The organism is Microseira sp. BLCC-F43 (assembly GCF_041929235.1).
GTDB lineage: Bacteria > Cyanobacteriota > Cyanobacteriia > Cyanobacteriales > Aerosakkonemataceae > Microseira.
The window spans coordinates 24,954-42,689 of record NZ_JBHFNP010000251.1; the positions used below are offsets into that span (position 1 = coordinate 24,954).

Below are 17,736 nucleotides of genomic sequence, written 5' to 3' on the forward strand. Positions count from 1 at the left end.
GATACAAAAATTAGCAATCTTTATTATTTTCCCTGTATCGGTGACAAGATATAGGCAACACGCACCCGTAGCGATTCAAACAGTGCCCAATACTGGCGGCGACGGTGCGATATGCCTCCGCAACGCTGGCGCGAACGCGATTCTCCTGTACGCTGACTTTGGTCATAAATTTTATCCTTGGTGGAAGGGTACTATGTCTGTGTTGGGAAAAATTGGGAAAAATACTGGTAGCAAGCCAAAGCAGCGCTAACTTTAATTATTATCAAAGGGCCTACACATGACTTCTAATGAAGATCGGCAACCTAATGGGGCGCGTGCCTTAATCGAGCAGATCAACTCGCTTAAGAGGGAAGATGAAACGCTGTATAACATCCTGGCTGTCGATGTTTGGGCTTTAGCCAAAACGATGGATGAGTTTCAACCAGGGTTTTGGACTGCTTTCATGAAAAATCGCGAAAAGGCGCTGAAGCGATTTATCGCCGAATCTGTGAAGAATAAACCTCAAGAAACTCAAAGACCGCCATTTTTACGCTAAAAGCTTCCTGGGAGCCAAATCTTGACAAATAAACTTAAAAATGATATATGTTGCGCTCAACCAGAGCTAGTCAATTACACTGATGGTTAGTGTAGTTGAGCAAAAATATGATAGACCCAAAAACGATACGCGAACGAGTTGCCGCGATCGAAAGCAAGCGCGATACTTTGTTGCGGCTGTTGGAGCAACCAGACTTGGGCACCCTGAGAATAGACGTAAACCAGGCACTGGAAGAAATGGACGATCTGATCGAGGAGTTTAAACGCACTTTTGGTGAAAGCGACACCCAATAAAACATCAAGCTTGCCTGTTTACTCCAAAAGCCGTTGAATTAACATTCACTGCTGCTCTTAGTGCCTAACTCCTTGACCAGCGAAATCAGATCTTGGGTATTGGTGTCTTTGCGGCAGAATGCATCTACGCAGGCGGCGGGGTTCATTGCGGCAGCCTGCGCTTCTTCCATTGCCGAGTAAGCGATGATTTGAGTTTGAGGATTAATCTGTTTGATTTGGCTGGAGGCAAGCCAACCGTCCATCACCGGCATCTGTAAATCTAGAATAATTACATCAGGAACGTGATTTTTTACCATTTCTACGGCTTCTTTACCGTTTTTCGCCACGCCAACTAGCTGGATATTGCTCTGGCTAGTTAAAGCTAACTTTAAGCTTAAACGGGTTAACTCGTGGTCATCTGCCACCAGCACACGTAAATTAGAACGCTCGCAAGATAACATTATGTCCTCAGATGATTCCCAGCAGTAATTGATCCATCTAATTTAGTAAAATTAAATGCGGTTCGCCTCTACCATCAGAGCGATTAGTTAACCAAAGATGCAAGTAAATTCGGGCTGATGCCGGATATAAACATAAAATATTTTTTATTTACAGAAATTTATCAGAAAAATATTTAAGTACAAACTTGAGTCGATTCAGTAAATTCTCAGTTGATTGATGGCAAAAAGCGATTATACTGCAAGCCTGCGGCGGACAGGCTGCGAGATCGCCAGCTTCACACAATCTTTAAATTTCTGCCCATTTCACCATCAACCTCTGGGAGTTGGAGAGCAACCGCGATTTATCCGGGGGATGAAACACTGAACGAGCGATTAAAATCCCTGTCGGCTTTGGTTCGTGGTAAGCGTTTAATATGACATCCTCCCCCGCTTGAAAGACGGGGGATTCCCAAACCTCACGATGCGGGGTTTCTGATTTTTTCCCTTACGGGTTTTTCGCAACTGCCCTTTAGACTCATGCCTATCAGGTCTTATGTTCGCGACGGAGTCTGTCACCGCAAGTCCTGCGGCCAAAATATTCTTACAGGACTTACGCAAACACCAAAGTTTCTATGAAAAATCGTCGCTTTGGAACCATAGATCGCAGCTTGAAACAAAGGTGATAGGTTCGTCCTGCGTAAGTCCTGCTTACTGGCGTTGATGTCACGGTCATGGGTTGTCCTACACTCAGGACAAGTCCACTCCCTAACACTCAAAGGCAGTTTCTCAACAACGTGACCACAATTCCCACAAGGTTTACAAGCGGTCAATCTTTACCAGTTCAAACGCCTTACCACTGGCATTTATATTCCAATTGTCCGACGAATTCCGACCAACCACAGTCAGAAATTGCCCTGGCAAACTTGGGATTTTTGACCAGATTCCGCACCGACAGATCCTCGACTACTATCGTTTGGTATCTTTTCTAGAATCAGCAATTTTAGCGTGAACTCTAGCTACTTTAGCCCGCGCTTTTTCTCGATTATTAGAGCCTTTTTGAGTACGATACAAAGCTTTCTGGACTCGTTTAAGCTTCTTACGAACGCGATTAAAATGCTTGGGATTAGCTAGTTTTTCTGCGTCACTGGTAGTAATCAGACTGGTGATGACCACGCTCTAGGATATGGGGTGTGGCGAAAGATCCCGCGCTTCTAGCTGGGGGTAAGCTTACATCGGGAAGGATGAGGCAGACTTCAATCGTTTTTTCTGCCTCATTTTCCCCATCTTGTTGCTCATATCATGTCCTTAGGCAACGGTTGTGTAACTGCTAATAGCTAATCGCTAATGGCTGCTCTGGAGGCAATTGAATTGCGAGCAATTAGCAATTAGCCATCCATACACTACCGATACCTAAGGACATGATATCAGATGTGCGTCTGGGTTTTTCAAGCCAAACCGGCTGATTGTAGTGCCATATCCATCAATATTTTCTGGGCGCTTTGTTCTTTGGCATTCTCAGGAGGACGGCGTTGGATGTAACTGCCATCCGGTTGTAATTCCCAAGCTTTGCAGTTATCTGCGAGCATAATTCCCAGAATTTCTTGCAAATCTTTGGCTGAATTTGTGTCTTCTACGGGAGCGATCGCTTCGACGCGGCGATCCAAGTTGCGCGTCATCCAATCGGCACTGCCGATATAAACTTCCTCTAAACCGCCATTTTGGAAATAATAAATGCGAGAATGTTCCAAAAACCGACCCACAATGCTGATAACGCGGATATTTTGGCTTATATCTTCGAGTCCCGGACGCAGACAGCAAACACCGCGCACGATCAGGTCAATTTTAACCCCTGCCCGCGAGGCTTCGTAGAGGGCGGCAATGATTTGCGGGTCTACCAGGGAATTCATTTTAGCGACAATGCGCCCGGAAGCGCCGTTGTGGCAATGTTGAATTTCGCGGCGGATCAGGGAGAGAAAGCGATCGCGTAAATTCACCGGAGCTACCATCAGCTTACGATAAGACCGCTGCCGCGAGTAACCCGTTAGATAGTTAAACAAATCCGTCAAATCCGCCCCCAAATCTTCACGACAACTTAAAATTCCCAAATCAGTATAAAGACGAGCGGTCTTTGGATTGTAATTTCCCGTGCCGATGTGAAAGTAGCGGCGGATGCGGTCGTCTTCTCGGCGCACTACTAACACGACCTTGGTGTGAGTCTTTAAACCTACTAAACCATAAACCACGTGTACGCCTGCTTGTTCCAACTTGCGCGCCCATTGGATATTATTTTCTTCATCAAAACGGGCTTTTAGTTCTACCAAAACTACAACCTGCTTGCCATTTTCCGCTGCTGCAATCAAAGCGTTGACAATCGGCGAATCTCCTGAGGTGCGGTAGAGCGTCATTTTAATTGCCAGGACATCGCGATCGCAAGCTGCTTGCATAATAAACCGCTGCACCGTTGCCGAAAATGAGTGATAAGGATGGTGTACCAACAAATCCCCGTTGCGAATGATGCTGAAAAAATCTTCTCCTTCTTCTTGCGAGTCAAAAGCGCTAGGATTAATTCCCGCCAGTCGTCGCAAGCGCGGCGGTACGACCGGACTCCACGGGACATCTTTTAATTCTGGCAAAGGCAAGCCCATAAAATACATTAAATCCCCCAGTCCCAGCATCCCCTCCAATTCATAAACATCGTTTTGGTTCAAAGACAACTCTTGTATCAGCGTTTGGCGTACCGTTTCAGAAGTCGTCCCTTGAATTTCCAGCCGCACAACTGAACCCCCCAAACGACGCTTGCGGAGTTCCTGTTCAATTGCCAACAGTAGGTCATCGGCTTCATCTTCTTGCACCGATAAATCCGCATCGCGCGTAATCCGAAACGGATGGCATTCCCGAATATTCATTCCTGGAAATAAGGCTGCCAAATTGTGAGCGATCGCCTGTTCTATCGGCACGCCCTGCCAAATCGTTTTCTGCTTTGAATTTTGATTTTTTAGAGCCGTTTCTAACAAGTAATTCTCTTCGTTATTGCTGTTGTTATTCCCTGACAATTGATAATTTTCTAGCGGCAATGATATAAATCGTGGTAAGACTTTTGGAACTTTAACTCTGGCAAAAAATTCTTCTTTTGTTTCCGGGTCTTGAATTACCACCGCCAAATTTAGGCTGCGATTGGAAATATAAGGAAAAGGATGACTGGGGTCAACAGCTAAAGGCGTGAGTACGGGAAAAACCTGATCTTCAAAATACTGTTGCAGATAATTTTTCTGTTCCTGGTTCAAGTCCATGTAATCTAGGATATAAACTCCTACTTGTGCCAACTCAAACCGCAGGACTTTATCAAAATGTTGATGCTGAAGCGCTACAGAAGGGCGCAGTTTATGGCAGATGGCTTCTAGCTGTTCTTGGGGCGTCCTACCATCCGGTGTCACCTGGGTTACTCTGGCTTCGACCTGTTTCTTCACACCAGCAACGCGCACCATGAAAAATTCATCCAGGTTGGCGCTAAAAATTGCCAGAAACTTCAGACGTTCTAAAAGCGGCGTCTTGGGGTCGAGTGCTTCCTGCAAAACCCGGTGATTGAACTCTAACCAGCTTAATTCGCGGCTAAAGTAATATTGGGAATCCCTGAGGTTAACATCGGTGAGGGTTTTTTTAGTTTTAGGCATGATCGGCGTATGCTTAGGGAGTAGGTAGTCAGCCATTCTCGATTGTAGATGGAAAGTTGTAGTTTTTCAGTTGAATTGAAGCTGAATTTTACAATCTGCTATTTCACTTGGATCGCACCCAAGACGAGTGGGATTTCCCTAACCTAGTCAAGCCAGCGAGTCAGGCGGTCAATCTTCGCCACCATCGGGTTGCAATCGTTTTAAGTTCGCCACGGCATAAAGCTCTACAAGTTGAATAACCTTTTTAGCTTGCTCGTCGTGGAAAACGTCGCTGCTTTCTCCATCTCGCCAGCAAACTGTCACTTTGAATTCCCGATTGTCGATGTTAGCTGTCACTTGGCGAATGTCGTCAAAATTCAGAAATATCTCGGCAGAAATCTGGAAAATACTAGCCATGTTACCTCTATCATAATTGAAGGATTTGCTATTTTTTGGGCGAGCAATCGCACGCTGCAAGCAGGAGGGTTTGGTTGCGATCGCTTCTAAAATATTCACCGCTTGCTTGTAATGGGGATCGTTGGGATTGGGGGGTTTAACAATTGTGAATTTGTCATCAAAGGGATTGTAGGTCAAAACGAAGACTTTGTAGTTAAAAACTCCCTTGGGTCGCAGCGCCCAAATGCTTTCTTTTGTTTTCTGTACCAGCCAACCTTCTTGCCCAAAGCGGGCGATGATTTCCTCGATTTTTTGGTTCATATTTATTGTTTGCTCTCAATCGCAAGTAATAGCGATCGCCAAAGCCATTACAATTCGCGATCGCTATAGAAACATAAAGCCTTTAGAGTTCAATGGTTTACACAAACAAAACGCCTTTCTTTAGGCATCACCTCCTTTGCAACGTGGATTACTCCTGATTCACCGCCACTGAGTTCGGGGCAGCCCCTTGGTAACAGGGAAACCAGCAATTTGTCATGCAATATTTTCACAATCTAAATTGCATTACAATGTTTGGTCAAGATATTGCATGACAAAATAGGAGATTAATTGCATGGCAATAAAAATATATGGCGAAAGCGAAACACGCAGCCCACGGGGAAAAGAAAACGGTTCAGATAGCGATTCGGATTACTCCGACTGCCTATGCAGCGCTCAAGAAGATGAAGCAAACAGTGCAAGCAACCAGCGACGCGGAGGCGCCAGAACAGCTTTTAAGGGGTCAAATTCCTCCCCTGTCGGCATCGCACTTAATGGGAAACTCGCTCGCCAACTGAGAACAACTTTAGAGTCTCAGTTGGCTGAATATACTTTATCGCGTGAAAAAGCAGTTGAGCGTATTCTTACTTACGATAAAAAAATTGCTGAGTTGCAACAAGAGCTGGAAAGCTTACAGCAGATTATTGAACAGCTCGATCAAATAGAGGAGGAGGCTGAATAGCATCGTAGGGGCACGGCGTCGATAAGATTTCGGTTTGAGGGCGAAGATCTTGGATGCCGTGCCCCTACTGGCTTTATGCCATCGCCAAAAAATTGCATCACCCGACCGTAGGGGCACGGCGGCGGTAGGATTTCGGTTTGAGGGCGAAGATCTTGAATGCCGTGCCCCTACGGGTGCGATCGCCTGTTTTGTGTGGTCAAAAAATTGCACCACCACACTGTAGGGAACATCGCTGTCAGTAAGTTTTGGATTTTCCCAAGATAAATCCGGGGATGCGATCGCATTCCCAGTCCCTGGTGCAAGCGTTCACGAACCAAATACTTCATCTTCGATGCCAATCCACCATTCACCTAAGCTCATCAAATCTTGGTGAATGTCGGCTAACTCGTTGGCATATTCTTCAGGGGAAAGGGTGGCGCGACGTTCTTGCAGTTTCTTCAGACGGAGTTGCACCAACAGCCAAGGCTTGTGAATGCTGTCGGTCGCTTCTAGGTATTGTGCAAGTTGTTTGCTATTCACGATCGCATGTTTCTCAGCTTTTTTACAAATTGTTACACAATTAGACAAGAAACCGGGTTTCTTAAAGAAACCCGGTTTCTGTTGAGTTAGGAAGAACTTTGTGCTGGCGACAAAACTTACTGACGCCGTGCTACTAGCACAAACGGGATGGAAAGCTACTTACGCAGCTGCCATATTTTGGTTGGCGAAGTCCCAGTTAACCAAGTTGTCGAGGTAGGTGGCGATGAAGTCTGGGCGCTTGTTCTGGTAGTCCAGATAGTAGGCGTGTTCCCAAACATCCAAAGTCAGCAGGGGGGTTTGTCCGTGAACCACTGGGTTTTCGGCGTTGGGGGTTTTGGTGACTTTGAGGGTGCCATTTTCTAATACCAACCAAGCCCAACCGCTACCAAATTGAGTAGCAGCAGCGGTTTTGAAGGCTTCTTTGAATTTGTCGTAGCTGCCGAAGTCGGCGTTAATTTTATCAGCGATCGCACCTGTAGGAGCGCCACCGCCACCCGGTTTCATCGAGTTCCAGAAGAAGGTGTGGTTCCAGACTTGCGCCGCGTTGTTAAATATGCCTGCTTTGGCTGGATCTTTGAAGCTGGTGGTGACAATTTCTTCCAAGGACTTATCGGCGAGTTCCGTATCCTTGATCAAGTTGTTGAGATTGGTCACGTAAGCCGCGTGGTGCTTGGCGTGGTGGAATGAAAAGGTATTCGCCGACATGTAGGGTTCTAAGGCGTCGGTGGCGTAGGGTAAATCGGGAAGTGTAAATGCCATTGTGTTCGATCCTCTCTAAAAGCTTTTCGCTGGCGAACTCATGCACAAGCTCACCAGCTCATAATACCGTTATTTATGATAGGACTTTCTATCAAAAGTCGAAAGATAGCTAAAACAAGGTTTTTGTCATCTATCAACAGTGGTAGGCGACTAAAGATATTGACATTGAAACAGTAATATGATATGGAATTTGACGCTGGAGCGATAAACTATCCCAGGCGATCGCGCGTTTGCCTATACTGGATGCAAGCCAAGCTATCTGCGATCGCAACTTATGGCACCCGAAACCGAGTCAAAATCAATTCGGATTTTAATCGTGGAAGACGATCCAATGATGCAATTGGGGTTAGAACAGTCGTTAAGCGCGCAACCCCAATACACCCTTGTCGGACAAGCGGAAGATGGTTATTTGGGTGTACAAGCGGCGTTGAGACTCAAACCAGATGTGGTGGTGATGGATATTGGTTTGCCGCGCCAAGATGGAATAGCGGCGACCCAGGAAATTAAGGCAGCGCTTCCGGATGTGCGAGTAGTAATGCTAACTTCCCACACGGCGGAAACGGAAATTATTGCGGCGCTTTCTAGCGGTGCGGATGCTTATTGTGTGAAAGGTGCGAGTATAGATCGGTTGTTGAATGCGATCTCCGCTGCAATTGAAGGCGCTACCTACCTCGATCCGCAAATTGCGCGGCGAGTAATTGAACATTTAAAACCACCCGCAGCTAGTGATAATATCGGTCAATTATCCCAGCGGGAATTAGAAGTTTTAAAACTCATGGTAGAAGGCAAAAGTAATCCGGAAATTGCTGCTGAACTTTATTTGAGTACCAATACAGTTAAAACCCACGTGCGGGGGATTATGAATAAATTATCGGTGGATGACCGAGTGCAAGCTGCTGTTGTAGCGCTGCGAAAGGGAATTGTTTGAAGAAATGGTAATAGCTAATGGCTAATGGCTAATGTCAGGATATTAGTGTTGCGATCTTCACATCTCCCAATTAGCAGCAATTAGCAATTAGCAATTAGCAACTTGGGTTAGTAGGAGAAACACAAGGCAATCGAATTGTGAATGTGCTACCTTTGCCTAATTCACTTTGCACTTGGATGCTACCTTTATGCGATTCAACGATCGCTTTTGCGATCGCTAATCCCAATCCCGCGCCGCCGGTGTGGCGAGATCGATCGCTATTGACGCGATAAAACCGATCGAAAATTCGTTTTTGATCTGCAATGGGGATGCCAATTCCTGTGTCTTGAACTTGAATAATTGCCTCGCGTTCGCTGCGCTCTAAAATCACGATAACTTTTCCACCTGATGGGGTATATTGAATGGCATTTACGATTAGATTGGCAACCAAACGATAAAGCTGATCGGCATTGCCTAAAACCTTGAGTGGCGTTGATAACCGGATGTTGGATTTGAGGTCGATTTGGTGTGGGATAGCTAATGCTGCTAATTCTTCGATTAAATCGCTTACCAAATCGTTCAAACAACAGATTTGGCGTCGCGCGGAGGCAGATTGTTTATCCATCCGCGATAGCAACAATAAATCGGCGACTAACTGGGTCAGGCGTTTATTTTGGCGTTCGATTGTTTCTAGTATTTCCCGCGCTTCTTGTTCATCTACCTTATGCATTAATGCCGATTCTACAGTTGCCTGAGTTGCTGCTAAAGGCGTTCGCAATTCGTGAGCAGCATCGGCGGTAAATTGTTCGATTTGTCGGTAAGATTTGTAAATTGGTTGCATCGCTAAACCAGCTAACCACCAACTAGCAACACCTACCAAAATTAAAGAGATTGGCAAGCCAAGTTTTAAAGACCATTTTACGATATTGAGATAATCTTCAAAGTCTTTGAGACTGCGCCCGACTTGGAAGTAACCCCAATCTTGGGAAGTTTTAGTGTGCAGAGAAACAGAAATTTGGTGATAGATGTTGCCTTGGCTATCGGTGAGAGTTTGCCAAGTTTCTGGGTTAAATTTTTGGGGTATTCCTTCTGGATAAGCGCCGGCGATCGCCATCAATCGTCCCGATATATCAAATAATCGAATATAGTAGTGTCCTTGGTTAATTGCGCTGAGGGTATGGCGGGAAGAATTGGATGGTGATTTAACGCAGCTAACCCCAACTATACAGAGATTTGGTAACAGTTCGTTGACTGTTGGTTCTAAGCGTCCTGGTTGTTTTAATTTTAGTTCCAAACTGTCGTGTAGCGTCCCCGCGACTGATTTTAATTCATTGTCTATAGCTACCCAATGGGCGTGGGCGATCGCGTGATAAACCCCAAACCCCAACAAGCTTAAAATCAAACCCATCACCCCAGCATAGGAGAAAGCCAATCGCCACCGAGTTTGATTAAATAGCTTATTTTGATTCATATTATTTGGCTAATTGCTAATTGCTAATTGCTAATTGGTCATTGGTTTTTTCTATTACCTATTACCAATTACCCATTACCGAATTTAAACGATAGCCGACACCATGCACTGTTTCAATTATATTGGCACAGCCAATCGGTTCTAATTTGCGGCGTAACAGACGCATTTGAGCGGCTACTACATTACTAAAAGTATCTGAACTCGCTGACCAAATTTGATTTCTAATTTGGTCGCTGGTGATAATTTGATTAGGATGTTTCATTAAATATTCTAGCAACTGGAATTCTTTAGTAGTTAATGAAATATCTTCTTTTTCGCCATTTTTACGATCAAAATAAACCGTGCGAGTGCCGTAGTCTAGAGTCAGGTTACCTACCTGTAATTGTGGGGGTTGAATTTGAGGCGATCGCCGCTGCAATGCCCTCAATCTCGCCAGCAATTCTGCCATGCCAAAAGGCTTGACTAAATAATCATCTGCACCTGCATCCAGTCCGGTTACTTTATCTTCCATTCGGTCTTTTGCAGTTAGCATCAATACGGGTAGCGGATTATTTTTGGCTCGCAATCTACGCAATAATTCTAATCCGGATATTCCTGGCAATAACCAATCGAAAATAGCAACTGTATACTGCGTCCACTGGTTTTCTAGAAACTCCCAAGCTTCATTTCCATCACTTACCCAATCAACGATATATTTTTCCCGTTCCAAAGTTCGCTTAATCGCTTTTCCTAAATCGGGTTCATCTTCAACTAGCAGCACTCGCATAATAGGATTTTAGATTTTAGATTTTGGATTTTAGATTTTAGAAATCGGGTTTCTGTGTAAATTTTGATAGAAACCCGGTCTCTGAGCGAGCAGGACTTACGCAACGACACTAAATATGGTGGATCAAATCGGTGCGTTACGCGCTTCGCTAACGCACCCTACATATAGAAACTTGGCGTAAGTCCTGGCGAGGTTAGACAATTGCTACTCAACAACATTTACCCAAAAATCAGCGGTGATAATTTTGTCATTGCGGTTGAATTGTCCCCAGAGTTTATATATCCCCGCGCGAGGAAATCTGGTGATAAACTGCACTTGATGGGAAGGACTATCTTTTACAGCATGGGCGTGAATATAATCGGCTTTAGTCAATGGCGATGACTGTTTGATGATAACTAAATGTCCTTTTTCACCCAAGTAAGGTTGTAAATCTGCAATGGATTGGTTGTTGGAAGTCTGTTGTAAGTTAAATATTAGAGTGACTTCTTTACCCACTTTAGGTTGCGGTTGAGAAAGGAAAAAATTGACTTTAGTATCCCCAAAAATTTGGCGGCGATTAAAGTTAATAATGGGTGTGGCTGGACTGTTTCCAGGGACTTGTGCTTTTAGAAGCGAAATTTGTTCGGATTGTCCAGAGGGTTTATAGTCGCTGAAAAGAGTGTAATTTCCTGGTTGGGGAAACTTAGCATCGACTTCAAAATGTCCGTTGTTTTTGTAAGTGGGATGAAGGTGAGCGAAAACTTGCAAATCATCGCTGACGACTATTAGGTGCATCAGCTTTTCTTGAAAGGTGTCAAATTTAGAGATCCCATTCCCGCTATTGTCTTGAATATCAATCCCCAACGTCACATTTTGATTTGCAGCAATTGCTTTTGGAACGGTAAGTTTAGCCTGGTAACTTTCGATTATTTGCCCTTGTTCGCGATGGTGGTGGTTGTGACTATTTTCTCCCATTCCCATGTGATGTTCCTGGGAATGATGAGTTTCCTGTTTGGGTTGCATTTTTGGGCTAAGGGCGATCGCTACTGCGGTAACGGCGCTACCTGCCAGTAAGCCAATAATACCGTAAATCGCCAATTTCTTATTCATAATTGCCCCACTTTACTTATTGAAATAAAAACGACCGTTAACTTTTTCTCCGGCAATATCCGCCAGGATTTTAACCTGATATTGACCGGCTGCTTTTTCTGGAAGTAAAACTGCGTAATGTTTGCCCTCTGCATCGTATTTCATATCTAAATTTTTCTGCGTTCCATCTGGCAATTGAACTTGAGCTGTTACTTTAGCATTAGGAACTGTTTCGTGAGCTTCGCCTTTTAGTAAATAAAAATCTAGGTGCGTACCACTGTCTTCTTTTTCAGGCACAAACTCTAAATGGTAAGCACCTGTTTCAACTACTTGACCGCCTTTTTTAGGTTTGGAATGTTCTGATTTTGTAGCAGTTTCTGTCTTAGTTGCTGCTGGGGTGTTAGTTGAAGTTGTGGTGGGGGTGTTGCTACTACAAGCTGATAAGAATAGGACACCGATAACGAGCAAGTTTGATTTGAGCGATCGCATGATTTTTTCTCCTTGTATCTATTGAAAATCGCACTTTGTTTTATAGTCCTCTTGAGAAAACTTCCCCTATCAGCCAGAAAATTTATTCTCTGGCGGCTAATTGCTGGGCGCGACGTATAATTCAACGCTTTCCATGACAGGTTCAGCAGTCACCCGCTTTGGCACTAAAAACTTGCCAAACTTGGCATACAATGCCGGTAAAACCAGCAATGTTAAAGCCGTAGAAGTAAACAAACCTCCCAACACAACAACCGATAGCGGTTGCAATATTTCCTTCCCGGCGCCACTTTCTACTACTAAGGGTGCTAAACCCAAAGCTGAAGTAAAAGCAGTCATCAAAATAGCGTTCAATCTTTCCATCGAACCTTTAATAATGACATCTTTAAACGGCATTCCTTCGGCCAATTTTGTGTTGTAATTATCTACCAATAACAACCCGTTTCGAGTGGCGACGCCAAACAAAGTAACAAAGCCAACTAAGGAAGCAATCGAAATAATTTTTCCCGTCAAAGCTACTGCGATAACTCCCCCAACTAATGCCAGAGGTAAGTTAATCATAATCGTTGCAGTTGAGGGAATCGATTTAACAGAAAGGTACATAATTACCGTAATCGCGACACATGCGATCGCGCTATAAATCAAGATATTCTGAGTCGCCCGTTCTTGCGCCTCAAATTGCCCCGCATACTCGATATAGTACCCAGCAGGAATTTCCACTTGCTGCTTTACCTTATCTCGAATTTCATTCACAATAGAGCGCAAATCTCTACCGCTAGCATTCGCCGAAACCACAATCAAACGGGAAACATTTTCTCGATTAATCGTATTGGGGCCTGTACTGTTGTCAATCGTCGCAACTTGTGCTAAAGGAATTTTATTTCCGTTATGAGTATCAACTAATAAATTGCGAATGGCATCTAAGTTTTGACGCGCATCGGGTTTTAACCAGACAATTAAATCGAAAGTTTGCTGTTTTTCCAACACTTGAGATACTACTCGTCCGTTGAGTGCCGTTTCGATAATTTCGGATAATTTCCCAACGGTTAAACCGTATCGAGAAGCCGCCAATCGGTTAAACTTAATTTGGATTTGTTCGACAGGAACTTGAGGTTCGAGTTGTAAATCGACAATGCCATCAACGGTTTTCATGACTTGATTAACTTGACTTCCCAAGGTGCGAAGTTGGTCTAATTCAGCACCAAAGATTTTGATAGCAATCGCACTCCGTACTCCAGATAATACCTCATCCATCCGGTGCGAGATAAAACCGCCAATATTCGGTGCAACTCCTGGTAATTTATTAAATTCCTCCCGCAGCTTTTCAATAGTTTTTTCCCTATCTTTCATCCCGCTTTCACTTAACTCAATATCCAAATGTGCCGCATTCACTCCCGCTGCATCTCCATCTCCAGGCGCGCGTCCAGATCGCAACTGCACGTAAGGAAATCTAGGGTCATCTTTCAGCGCCGCTTGTATTGCTTCACCTGCTGCATTTGTTGCTTCTAAAGATACCCCCGGATAAAGCATTAAAGTATTAACTAAAGTTTGCTCCTGAAACTCTGGTAAAAACACTCTGCCAAACGCAGGAACCATGACAGTTGCTGCTACTAAACTCGCAGCAGCTACAACTAAAATAATTCCAGACCAGCGCATGGAAAACTTTAATAAAGGATAATAAAGCCGCTTAAAAAATCTTGCTACCCAAGGTTCTTTTGCTGGCAAGTGACCGTGGGGTAATAAAATCGCACATAAAGCTGGAGTTACCGTCAATGCCGTGATGCTAGAAGCGATTACTGCCGCCATATATCCCAATCCCATTGGGATAAAAATACTTCCTTCTACGCCAGTTAAAGCAAACACTGGAGAAAAGACAACAATAGTAATAATTGTCGCTCCAAATACCGAATCTCGCACTTCTTGGCAACCATCAAATACCACATCTAAAACCGGACGCGGATGCTTAGAATATTTATTTTCTCGCAAACATCGATAGACATTTTCAGCATCAACAATCGCATCGTCAACCGCTGAACCAATGGCGACAGCTAATCCTCCCAATGTCATCGTATTTAATCCTTGTCCTACCCAATTAAGTAATATAACGCCGACGAGTAAAGATAAAGGCAGCGCGGTTAAACAAATCGCCAAGTTGCGCCAATTCATTAAAAACGGAATTAAAATAATTGCAACGATAATGCTGCCTTCAAATAAAGCTTCTCTAACATTTTCAATCGAAGAGTCGATATAGTTTTCTTGCCGGAAAGTTGGAGTTACTTTAATATCTTTAGGTAAACCTGCTTTCACTTCTTCCATTGCCGCTTCGATGGCGCGGGTAACGGTGGGAGTGTCAGCAGAAGGCTGTTTATTAATCATCACAATAACAGCTTTTTGACCGTTAAAACTTCCATCCCCGCGTTTAATCGCGCCACCAATTTGGACATCAGCAACATCGGATATTTTTACAGGCGTGCCATTGCGCGCAGTAATAACCGATCGTTGCAATTCTTCGATCGATTCAATCCGCCCAATTCCCCGAATTAACTTTTCTCGATCTGGAGTTATTAAATATCCACCTGGAGCATTGACATTTGCCGCTTTTGCTGCTTCTACAACATCTTCTAAGGTGATATTAAAAGCTTGCAATTTTTCCGGATCTACTAATACTTGATACTGACGAACATCGCCGCCATAGGCTACAACTTGACTCACGCCAGGAACGGCTAAGATGCGGTTTGTAACTTGCCAATCAACAATGCGCCGCACTTCCATTAAAGAAGTACTTTCTGATGTGAAAGCGTATTGTAATACGGTTCCAATTGGCGAACTGGTGGGGGAAATTTGCGGGGTTTCTACGCCTTCTGGAAGTTTAGTTTGAGCTTGTTGCAATCTTTCGGTTACTAACTGACGAGCTTGATAAATATCGGTTCCCCAGTTAAAGATAACTTTGACAACAGAAATTCCCGATGCACTGGAAGAGCGGACTGCTGTTACTCCAGGAGTGCCGTTTATCGAACTTTCTATCGGTAAAGTCACCAAAGATTCGACTTCTTCGGGAGCGAGTCCAGGGGATTCGGTTTGAATTTCTACTTGGGGAGGTGCAAAGCTGGGAAACACATCTAGGGGCATTTGGATAATCGTGCGAAATATCCAAATCGTCAGGATAATGGTAGCGAATATAACTAGCCAGCGACGCGCAATCGCCCACTTAATAATGGCACTAAGCATGGGAATTTAAGATTTGAGATTTAAGATTTAAGATTTGAGATTTAAAAAATCTCAAATCGGCAATTTGCCATCTGAAATTAGTTAGGTTGGTGAGGTTCTTGATGTTCGCCTCCTACACTTGAACGAGACAAAGTTGGATGTTTAGAATTGGGTATTTGATAGCTAGGAATGTCCGATTCAATATAAGCGATCGCCACCGGATTTGGCTTAATTTTACGATGCGCCCAAACAGTACCCGCCCAAAATGTGGCAGATGCGATCGCTCCCCCAATTGGTATAAAAGACCACCAAGGTAGACCATTTTGCAGGGAAAAATTAACTTTTTTCTCCCCTGCTCCCTTGCTCCCCTTCTCTCCTGCTTTACTACCACCGCGCAACGATTGGGCATAAAGTTGAATCCCACGCTGGGTAACAATTAAATCTCCCTCAAATAACCCAGTTTTAACTTCAACCATATCCCCGGAAGTTTGACCCAAATTTAATTCAACTGGTTGATAAGCATTGCCATTTTGAAGATAAACAATTTTTTTGCCATTCCCATCAATAATTGCTGAGCTAGGAATCGCCAAAATTGCACTTGTCTTATCCGTCAAAACTTCTAATTCGGCAAACATCCCCGGTTTTAGTACGTTGCTATAGTTTTCCACTTCTGCTTTTACCGGCACGACTCGTGTTTCGCCTTCTACAACCGAACCAATAACAGTTATTTTTCCGCTAAATGTTTGATTGGGAAAACTACCAACCTTCACGCTTACTTTTTGACCCGGGTTAACTTTGCCTAAATCTTTTTCATAAATATTCGCAGTGGCAAAAACCCGACTGTCATTGACAATTGTCATTAACTTGCCCCCTGCATCTTGAAATGATTGACCCAAAGTCACTTCTCGAGCGGCAACTTTGCCATAAATGGGAGCCGTTACGGTTACCATTCCTTTATTATTGGCGCGGGTTCCTAATTGTTGCAGCCGAGTTTGATAAATCTCGTTACTTAAATTGAGCCGAGATTTTGCCACTTCAACCGCAGAGGTAGCGCGTTTTAATTCCGCTTCTGCTTCTAAAACTTCTCGCCGACTCAGCGCTTTTGTTAATAAAGCTTTTGCTTCTGCCAATTTACTTTCTGATTCCCGCAAATCCCGCCAAGGTAAATCTACTTCAGCGCGTTTGACTTCAGTTTCAGCTTGGATAACTTCTGGGCGTCCGACTGCCTTAGCAAGAGATGCTTTCGCTGCTGCTAAATGCGCCCCAGATTCCAGCATTTGCCTGCGCGGTAACGCTCCTTGTGCCACTAATTCTCGATCTCGATCGTACTGTTCCTGAGCCACAGCTAATTCTGTTCTCGCTCTGGCGATTTCTGCTTCCGAAATCTGCAACTGACGCTGATAGTTTTCTTGGGCAACTTTTAAAACAGCTTTTTGATTTACTAGCTCTCGCTCTCGGTCATATTGTTTTTGAGCGACTGCGAGTTGAATTCTCGCTTGCGCTATTTCCGACGCGGCGATTGTTTGCTGACGCCCGTAGTTTTCTTGAGCGAGTTTTAAGTTGGTTTGTGCTTGTTGTAAAGCTGCGCGAGCTTCTGCCCTTTTCTCCTCGGAATTAACCCGCAATTCCACCAACTCGGGTGCAGCGATAACCGCAATGGTTTGACCCGCTTTTACATTAGCACCCGGTTCTACCAATAAATCAACAACTTTCCCTGGAATCGGTGCAGTAACTTCAACTTTTTGACTGGGGAGAGTTTCAATTTGCCCGGTAGTTTTAATCCCAATTGCCAGTTGCTGACGAGTGACTGGCTCAACTTTAATCCCCAGTCTTTTGGCGGTTTCAGTATCTACCTGAATTGCCTCAGATACCTGAGTTGCTTCGCTACCGCTATGAAACTCATCTCCATGTCCGGCGTGGGCTAAAACAGCAATGGGAGTAGTGAGTAAAACTAGACTCAGCACCGTAGAAGAAACACAACTGAGCGCCGCCAGAGATGGGAAATGATATAGCAGATTGCAAATGATTGAGGTAGAGCCACTCGGCTTTGTTTGTGTAGCGGGAACCATTAGTGTGGCGCAACAACAAAAAAACCGTATGAAGTACGGCTGCAAAACCCAGTAAGAGTTTTTGTAGTTCTATAACCGCTGGACCAGAAGCACCGCGTCGAAGTAGGGGTTTTTTTATCCGAGCATCTCCAGTTGGTTGCCCTGTGGCGTTTTTATCGCTAAAAGCTTTCATAGTTATTCCCTTACTCATA

General features: G+C 44.3%; 20 protein-coding genes. 5 read left to right on the forward strand and 15 right to left on the reverse strand.

The window, feature by feature from the left end; all coding sequences use genetic code 11:
- Nucleotides 1-10: 10 nt before the first annotated feature.
- Nucleotides 11-166 (reverse strand): hypothetical protein, encoded by a 156-nt coding sequence (locus ACE1CM_RS33835; RefSeq protein ID WP_374883267.1) that lies wholly within the window; start codon nucleotides 164-166, stop codon nucleotides 11-13.
- Between the two features lie 111 nt (nucleotides 167-277).
- Here ACE1CM_RS33835 and ACE1CM_RS33840 point away from each other — a divergent pair, with 111 nt between their 5' ends.
- Nucleotides 278-535 (forward strand): hypothetical protein, encoded by a 258-nt coding sequence (locus ACE1CM_RS33840; protein WP_374883268.1) that lies wholly within the window; start codon nucleotides 278-280, stop codon nucleotides 533-535.
- 110 nt (nucleotides 536-645) lie between these two features.
- Complete coding sequence (locus ACE1CM_RS33845; protein WP_374883287.1) at nucleotides 646-828, forward strand: hypothetical protein; 183 nt, start codon at nucleotides 646-648, stop codon at nucleotides 826-828.
- Between the two features lie 38 nt (nucleotides 829-866).
- On the opposite strand, the gene ACE1CM_RS33850 is transcribed toward ACE1CM_RS33845, so the two are convergent.
- The 5 genes from ACE1CM_RS33850 to ACE1CM_RS33870 form a co-directional block, all read right to left on the reverse strand.
- A complete protein-coding gene (locus tag ACE1CM_RS33850; RefSeq protein WP_374883269.1) occupies nucleotides 867-1,268 on the reverse strand; it encodes a response regulator transcription factor in 402 nt (133 codons plus the stop codon).
- Between the two features lie 551 nt (nucleotides 1,269-1,819).
- Complete coding sequence (locus tag ACE1CM_RS33855; RefSeq protein WP_374883270.1) at nucleotides 1,820-2,077, reverse strand: zinc ribbon domain-containing protein; 258 nt, start codon at nucleotides 2,075-2,077, stop codon at nucleotides 1,820-1,822.
- Between the two features lie 136 nt (nucleotides 2,078-2,213).
- Complete coding sequence (locus ACE1CM_RS33860; RefSeq protein ID WP_374883271.1) at nucleotides 2,214-2,420, reverse strand: transposase; 207 nt, start codon at nucleotides 2,418-2,420, stop codon at nucleotides 2,214-2,216.
- A 272-nt stretch (nucleotides 2,421-2,692) separates the two neighbouring features.
- Nucleotides 2,693-4,918, reverse strand: a complete 2,226-nt coding sequence (ppk1, locus tag ACE1CM_RS33865) for a polyphosphate kinase 1 (RefSeq protein WP_374883272.1) — start codon at nucleotides 4,916-4,918, stop codon at nucleotides 2,693-2,695.
- Between the two features lie 168 nt (nucleotides 4,919-5,086).
- Nucleotides 5,087-5,614 (reverse strand): hypothetical protein, encoded by a 528-nt coding sequence (locus ACE1CM_RS33870; protein ID WP_374883273.1) that lies wholly within the window; start codon nucleotides 5,612-5,614, stop codon nucleotides 5,087-5,089.
- A gap of 292 nt (nucleotides 5,615-5,906) precedes the next feature.
- Between ACE1CM_RS33870 and ACE1CM_RS33875 the strand changes: the two genes are divergently transcribed.
- Both ACE1CM_RS33875 and ACE1CM_RS33880 read left to right on the forward strand, forming a co-directional pair.
- Nucleotides 5,907-6,293 (forward strand): hypothetical protein, encoded by a 387-nt coding sequence (locus ACE1CM_RS33875; RefSeq protein WP_374883274.1) that lies wholly within the window; start codon nucleotides 5,907-5,909, stop codon nucleotides 6,291-6,293.
- 49 nt (nucleotides 6,294-6,342) lie between these two features.
- On the forward strand, nucleotides 6,343-6,516 hold the full coding sequence (locus ACE1CM_RS33880; RefSeq protein ID WP_374883275.1) for a hypothetical protein: 174 nt from the start codon (nucleotides 6,343-6,345) through the stop codon (nucleotides 6,514-6,516).
- A gap of 83 nt (nucleotides 6,517-6,599) precedes the next feature.
- Here the strand turns inward: ACE1CM_RS33880 and ACE1CM_RS33885 are convergent, their stop codons facing one another.
- Together ACE1CM_RS33885 and ACE1CM_RS33890 are read right to left on the reverse strand one after the other, a co-directional pair.
- Entirely contained in the window at nucleotides 6,600-6,812 is a 213-nt protein-coding gene (locus ACE1CM_RS33885; RefSeq protein ID WP_374883276.1) for a hypothetical protein, read from the reverse strand.
- Nucleotides 6,813-6,971: 159 nt separating this feature from the next.
- Nucleotides 6,972-7,571, reverse strand: a complete 600-nt coding sequence (locus tag ACE1CM_RS33890) for a superoxide dismutase (protein WP_374883277.1) — start codon at nucleotides 7,569-7,571, stop codon at nucleotides 6,972-6,974.
- Nucleotides 7,572-7,872: 301 nt separating this feature from the next.
- Between ACE1CM_RS33890 and ACE1CM_RS33895 the strand changes: the two genes are divergently transcribed.
- Nucleotides 7,873-8,499: a response regulator gene (locus ACE1CM_RS33895; protein WP_374883288.1), complete on the forward strand. Its 627-nt coding sequence runs from the start codon at nucleotides 7,873-7,875 to the stop codon at nucleotides 8,497-8,499.
- Nucleotides 8,500-8,593: 94 nt separating this feature from the next.
- Here the strand turns inward: ACE1CM_RS33895 and rppB are convergent, their stop codons facing one another.
- From rppB to ACE1CM_RS33930, 7 genes are all read right to left on the reverse strand, one after another.
- A complete protein-coding gene (gene rppB, locus ACE1CM_RS33900) occupies nucleotides 8,594-9,949 on the reverse strand; it encodes a two-component system sensor histidine kinase RppB (protein ID WP_374883278.1) in 1,356 nt (451 codons plus the stop codon).
- Nucleotides 9,950-10,010: 61 nt separating this feature from the next.
- A complete protein-coding gene (rppA, locus tag ACE1CM_RS33905) occupies nucleotides 10,011-10,715 on the reverse strand; it encodes a two-component system response regulator RppA (RefSeq protein WP_374883279.1) in 705 nt (234 codons plus the stop codon).
- Between the two features lie 204 nt (nucleotides 10,716-10,919).
- Nucleotides 10,920-11,804: a hypothetical protein gene (locus tag ACE1CM_RS33910; protein ID WP_374883280.1), complete on the reverse strand. Its 885-nt coding sequence runs from the start codon at nucleotides 11,802-11,804 to the stop codon at nucleotides 10,920-10,922.
- 12 nt (nucleotides 11,805-11,816) lie between these two features.
- Nucleotides 11,817-12,272, reverse strand: a complete 456-nt coding sequence (locus ACE1CM_RS33915; RefSeq protein WP_374883281.1) for a hypothetical protein — start codon at nucleotides 12,270-12,272, stop codon at nucleotides 11,817-11,819.
- 96 nt (nucleotides 12,273-12,368) lie between these two features.
- Nucleotides 12,369-15,497 carry an efflux RND transporter permease subunit gene (locus ACE1CM_RS33920; protein ID WP_374883283.1) on the reverse strand — a complete coding sequence of 1,043 codons (3,129 nt, stop codon included), beginning with the start codon at nucleotides 15,495-15,497 and terminating at the stop codon, nucleotides 12,369-12,371.
- A gap of 77 nt (nucleotides 15,498-15,574) precedes the next feature.
- Nucleotides 15,575-17,440: an efflux RND transporter periplasmic adaptor subunit gene (locus tag ACE1CM_RS33925; protein ID WP_374883285.1), complete on the reverse strand. Its 1,866-nt coding sequence runs from the start codon at nucleotides 17,438-17,440 to the stop codon at nucleotides 15,575-15,577.
- The coding region (locus tag ACE1CM_RS33930; RefSeq protein ID WP_374883286.1) for a hypothetical protein at nucleotides 17,376-17,736 on the reverse strand (361 nt) is incomplete at its 5' end. The genes ACE1CM_RS33925 and ACE1CM_RS33930, both read right to left, overlap by 65 nt.

Bases quoted from the DNA above. Each gene is read 5' to 3' on its own strand.
- ACE1CM_RS33835 (WP_374883267.1), bottom strand. From the start codon at position 166: ATGACCAAAGTCAGCGTACAGGAGAATCGCGTTCGCGCCAGCGTTGCG.
- ACE1CM_RS33840 (WP_374883268.1), top strand. From the start codon at position 278: ATGACTTCTAATGAAGATCGGCAACCTAATGGGGCGCGTGCCTTAATC.
- ACE1CM_RS33850 (WP_374883269.1), bottom strand. From the start codon at position 1,268: ATGTTATCTTGCGAGCGTTCTAATTTACGTGTGCTGGTGGCAGATGAC.
- ppk1 (WP_374883272.1), bottom strand. From the start codon at position 4,918: ATGCCTAAAACTAAAAAAACCCTCACCGATGTTAACCTCAGGGATTCC.
- ACE1CM_RS33870 (WP_374883273.1), bottom strand. From the start codon at position 5,614: ATGAACCAAAAAATCGAGGAAATCATCGCCCGCTTTGGGCAAGAAGGT.
- ACE1CM_RS33875 (WP_374883274.1), top strand. From the start codon at position 5,907: ATGGCAATAAAAATATATGGCGAAAGCGAAACACGCAGCCCACGGGGA.
- ACE1CM_RS33890 (WP_374883277.1), bottom strand. From the start codon at position 7,571: ATGGCATTTACACTTCCCGATTTACCCTACGCCACCGACGCCTTAGAA.
- rppB (WP_374883278.1), bottom strand. From the start codon at position 9,949: ATGAATCAAAATAAGCTATTTAATCAAACTCGGTGGCGATTGGCTTTC.
- rppA (WP_374883279.1), bottom strand. From the start codon at position 10,715: ATGCGAGTGCTGCTAGTTGAAGATGAACCCGATTTAGGAAAAGCGATT.
- ACE1CM_RS33910 (WP_374883280.1), bottom strand. From the start codon at position 11,804: ATGAATAAGAAATTGGCGATTTACGGTATTATTGGCTTACTGGCAGGT.
- ACE1CM_RS33915 (WP_374883281.1), bottom strand. From the start codon at position 12,272: ATGCGATCGCTCAAATCAAACTTGCTCGTTATCGGTGTCCTATTCTTA.
- ACE1CM_RS33920 (WP_374883283.1), bottom strand. From the start codon at position 15,497: ATGCTTAGTGCCATTATTAAGTGGGCGATTGCGCGTCGCTGGCTAGTT.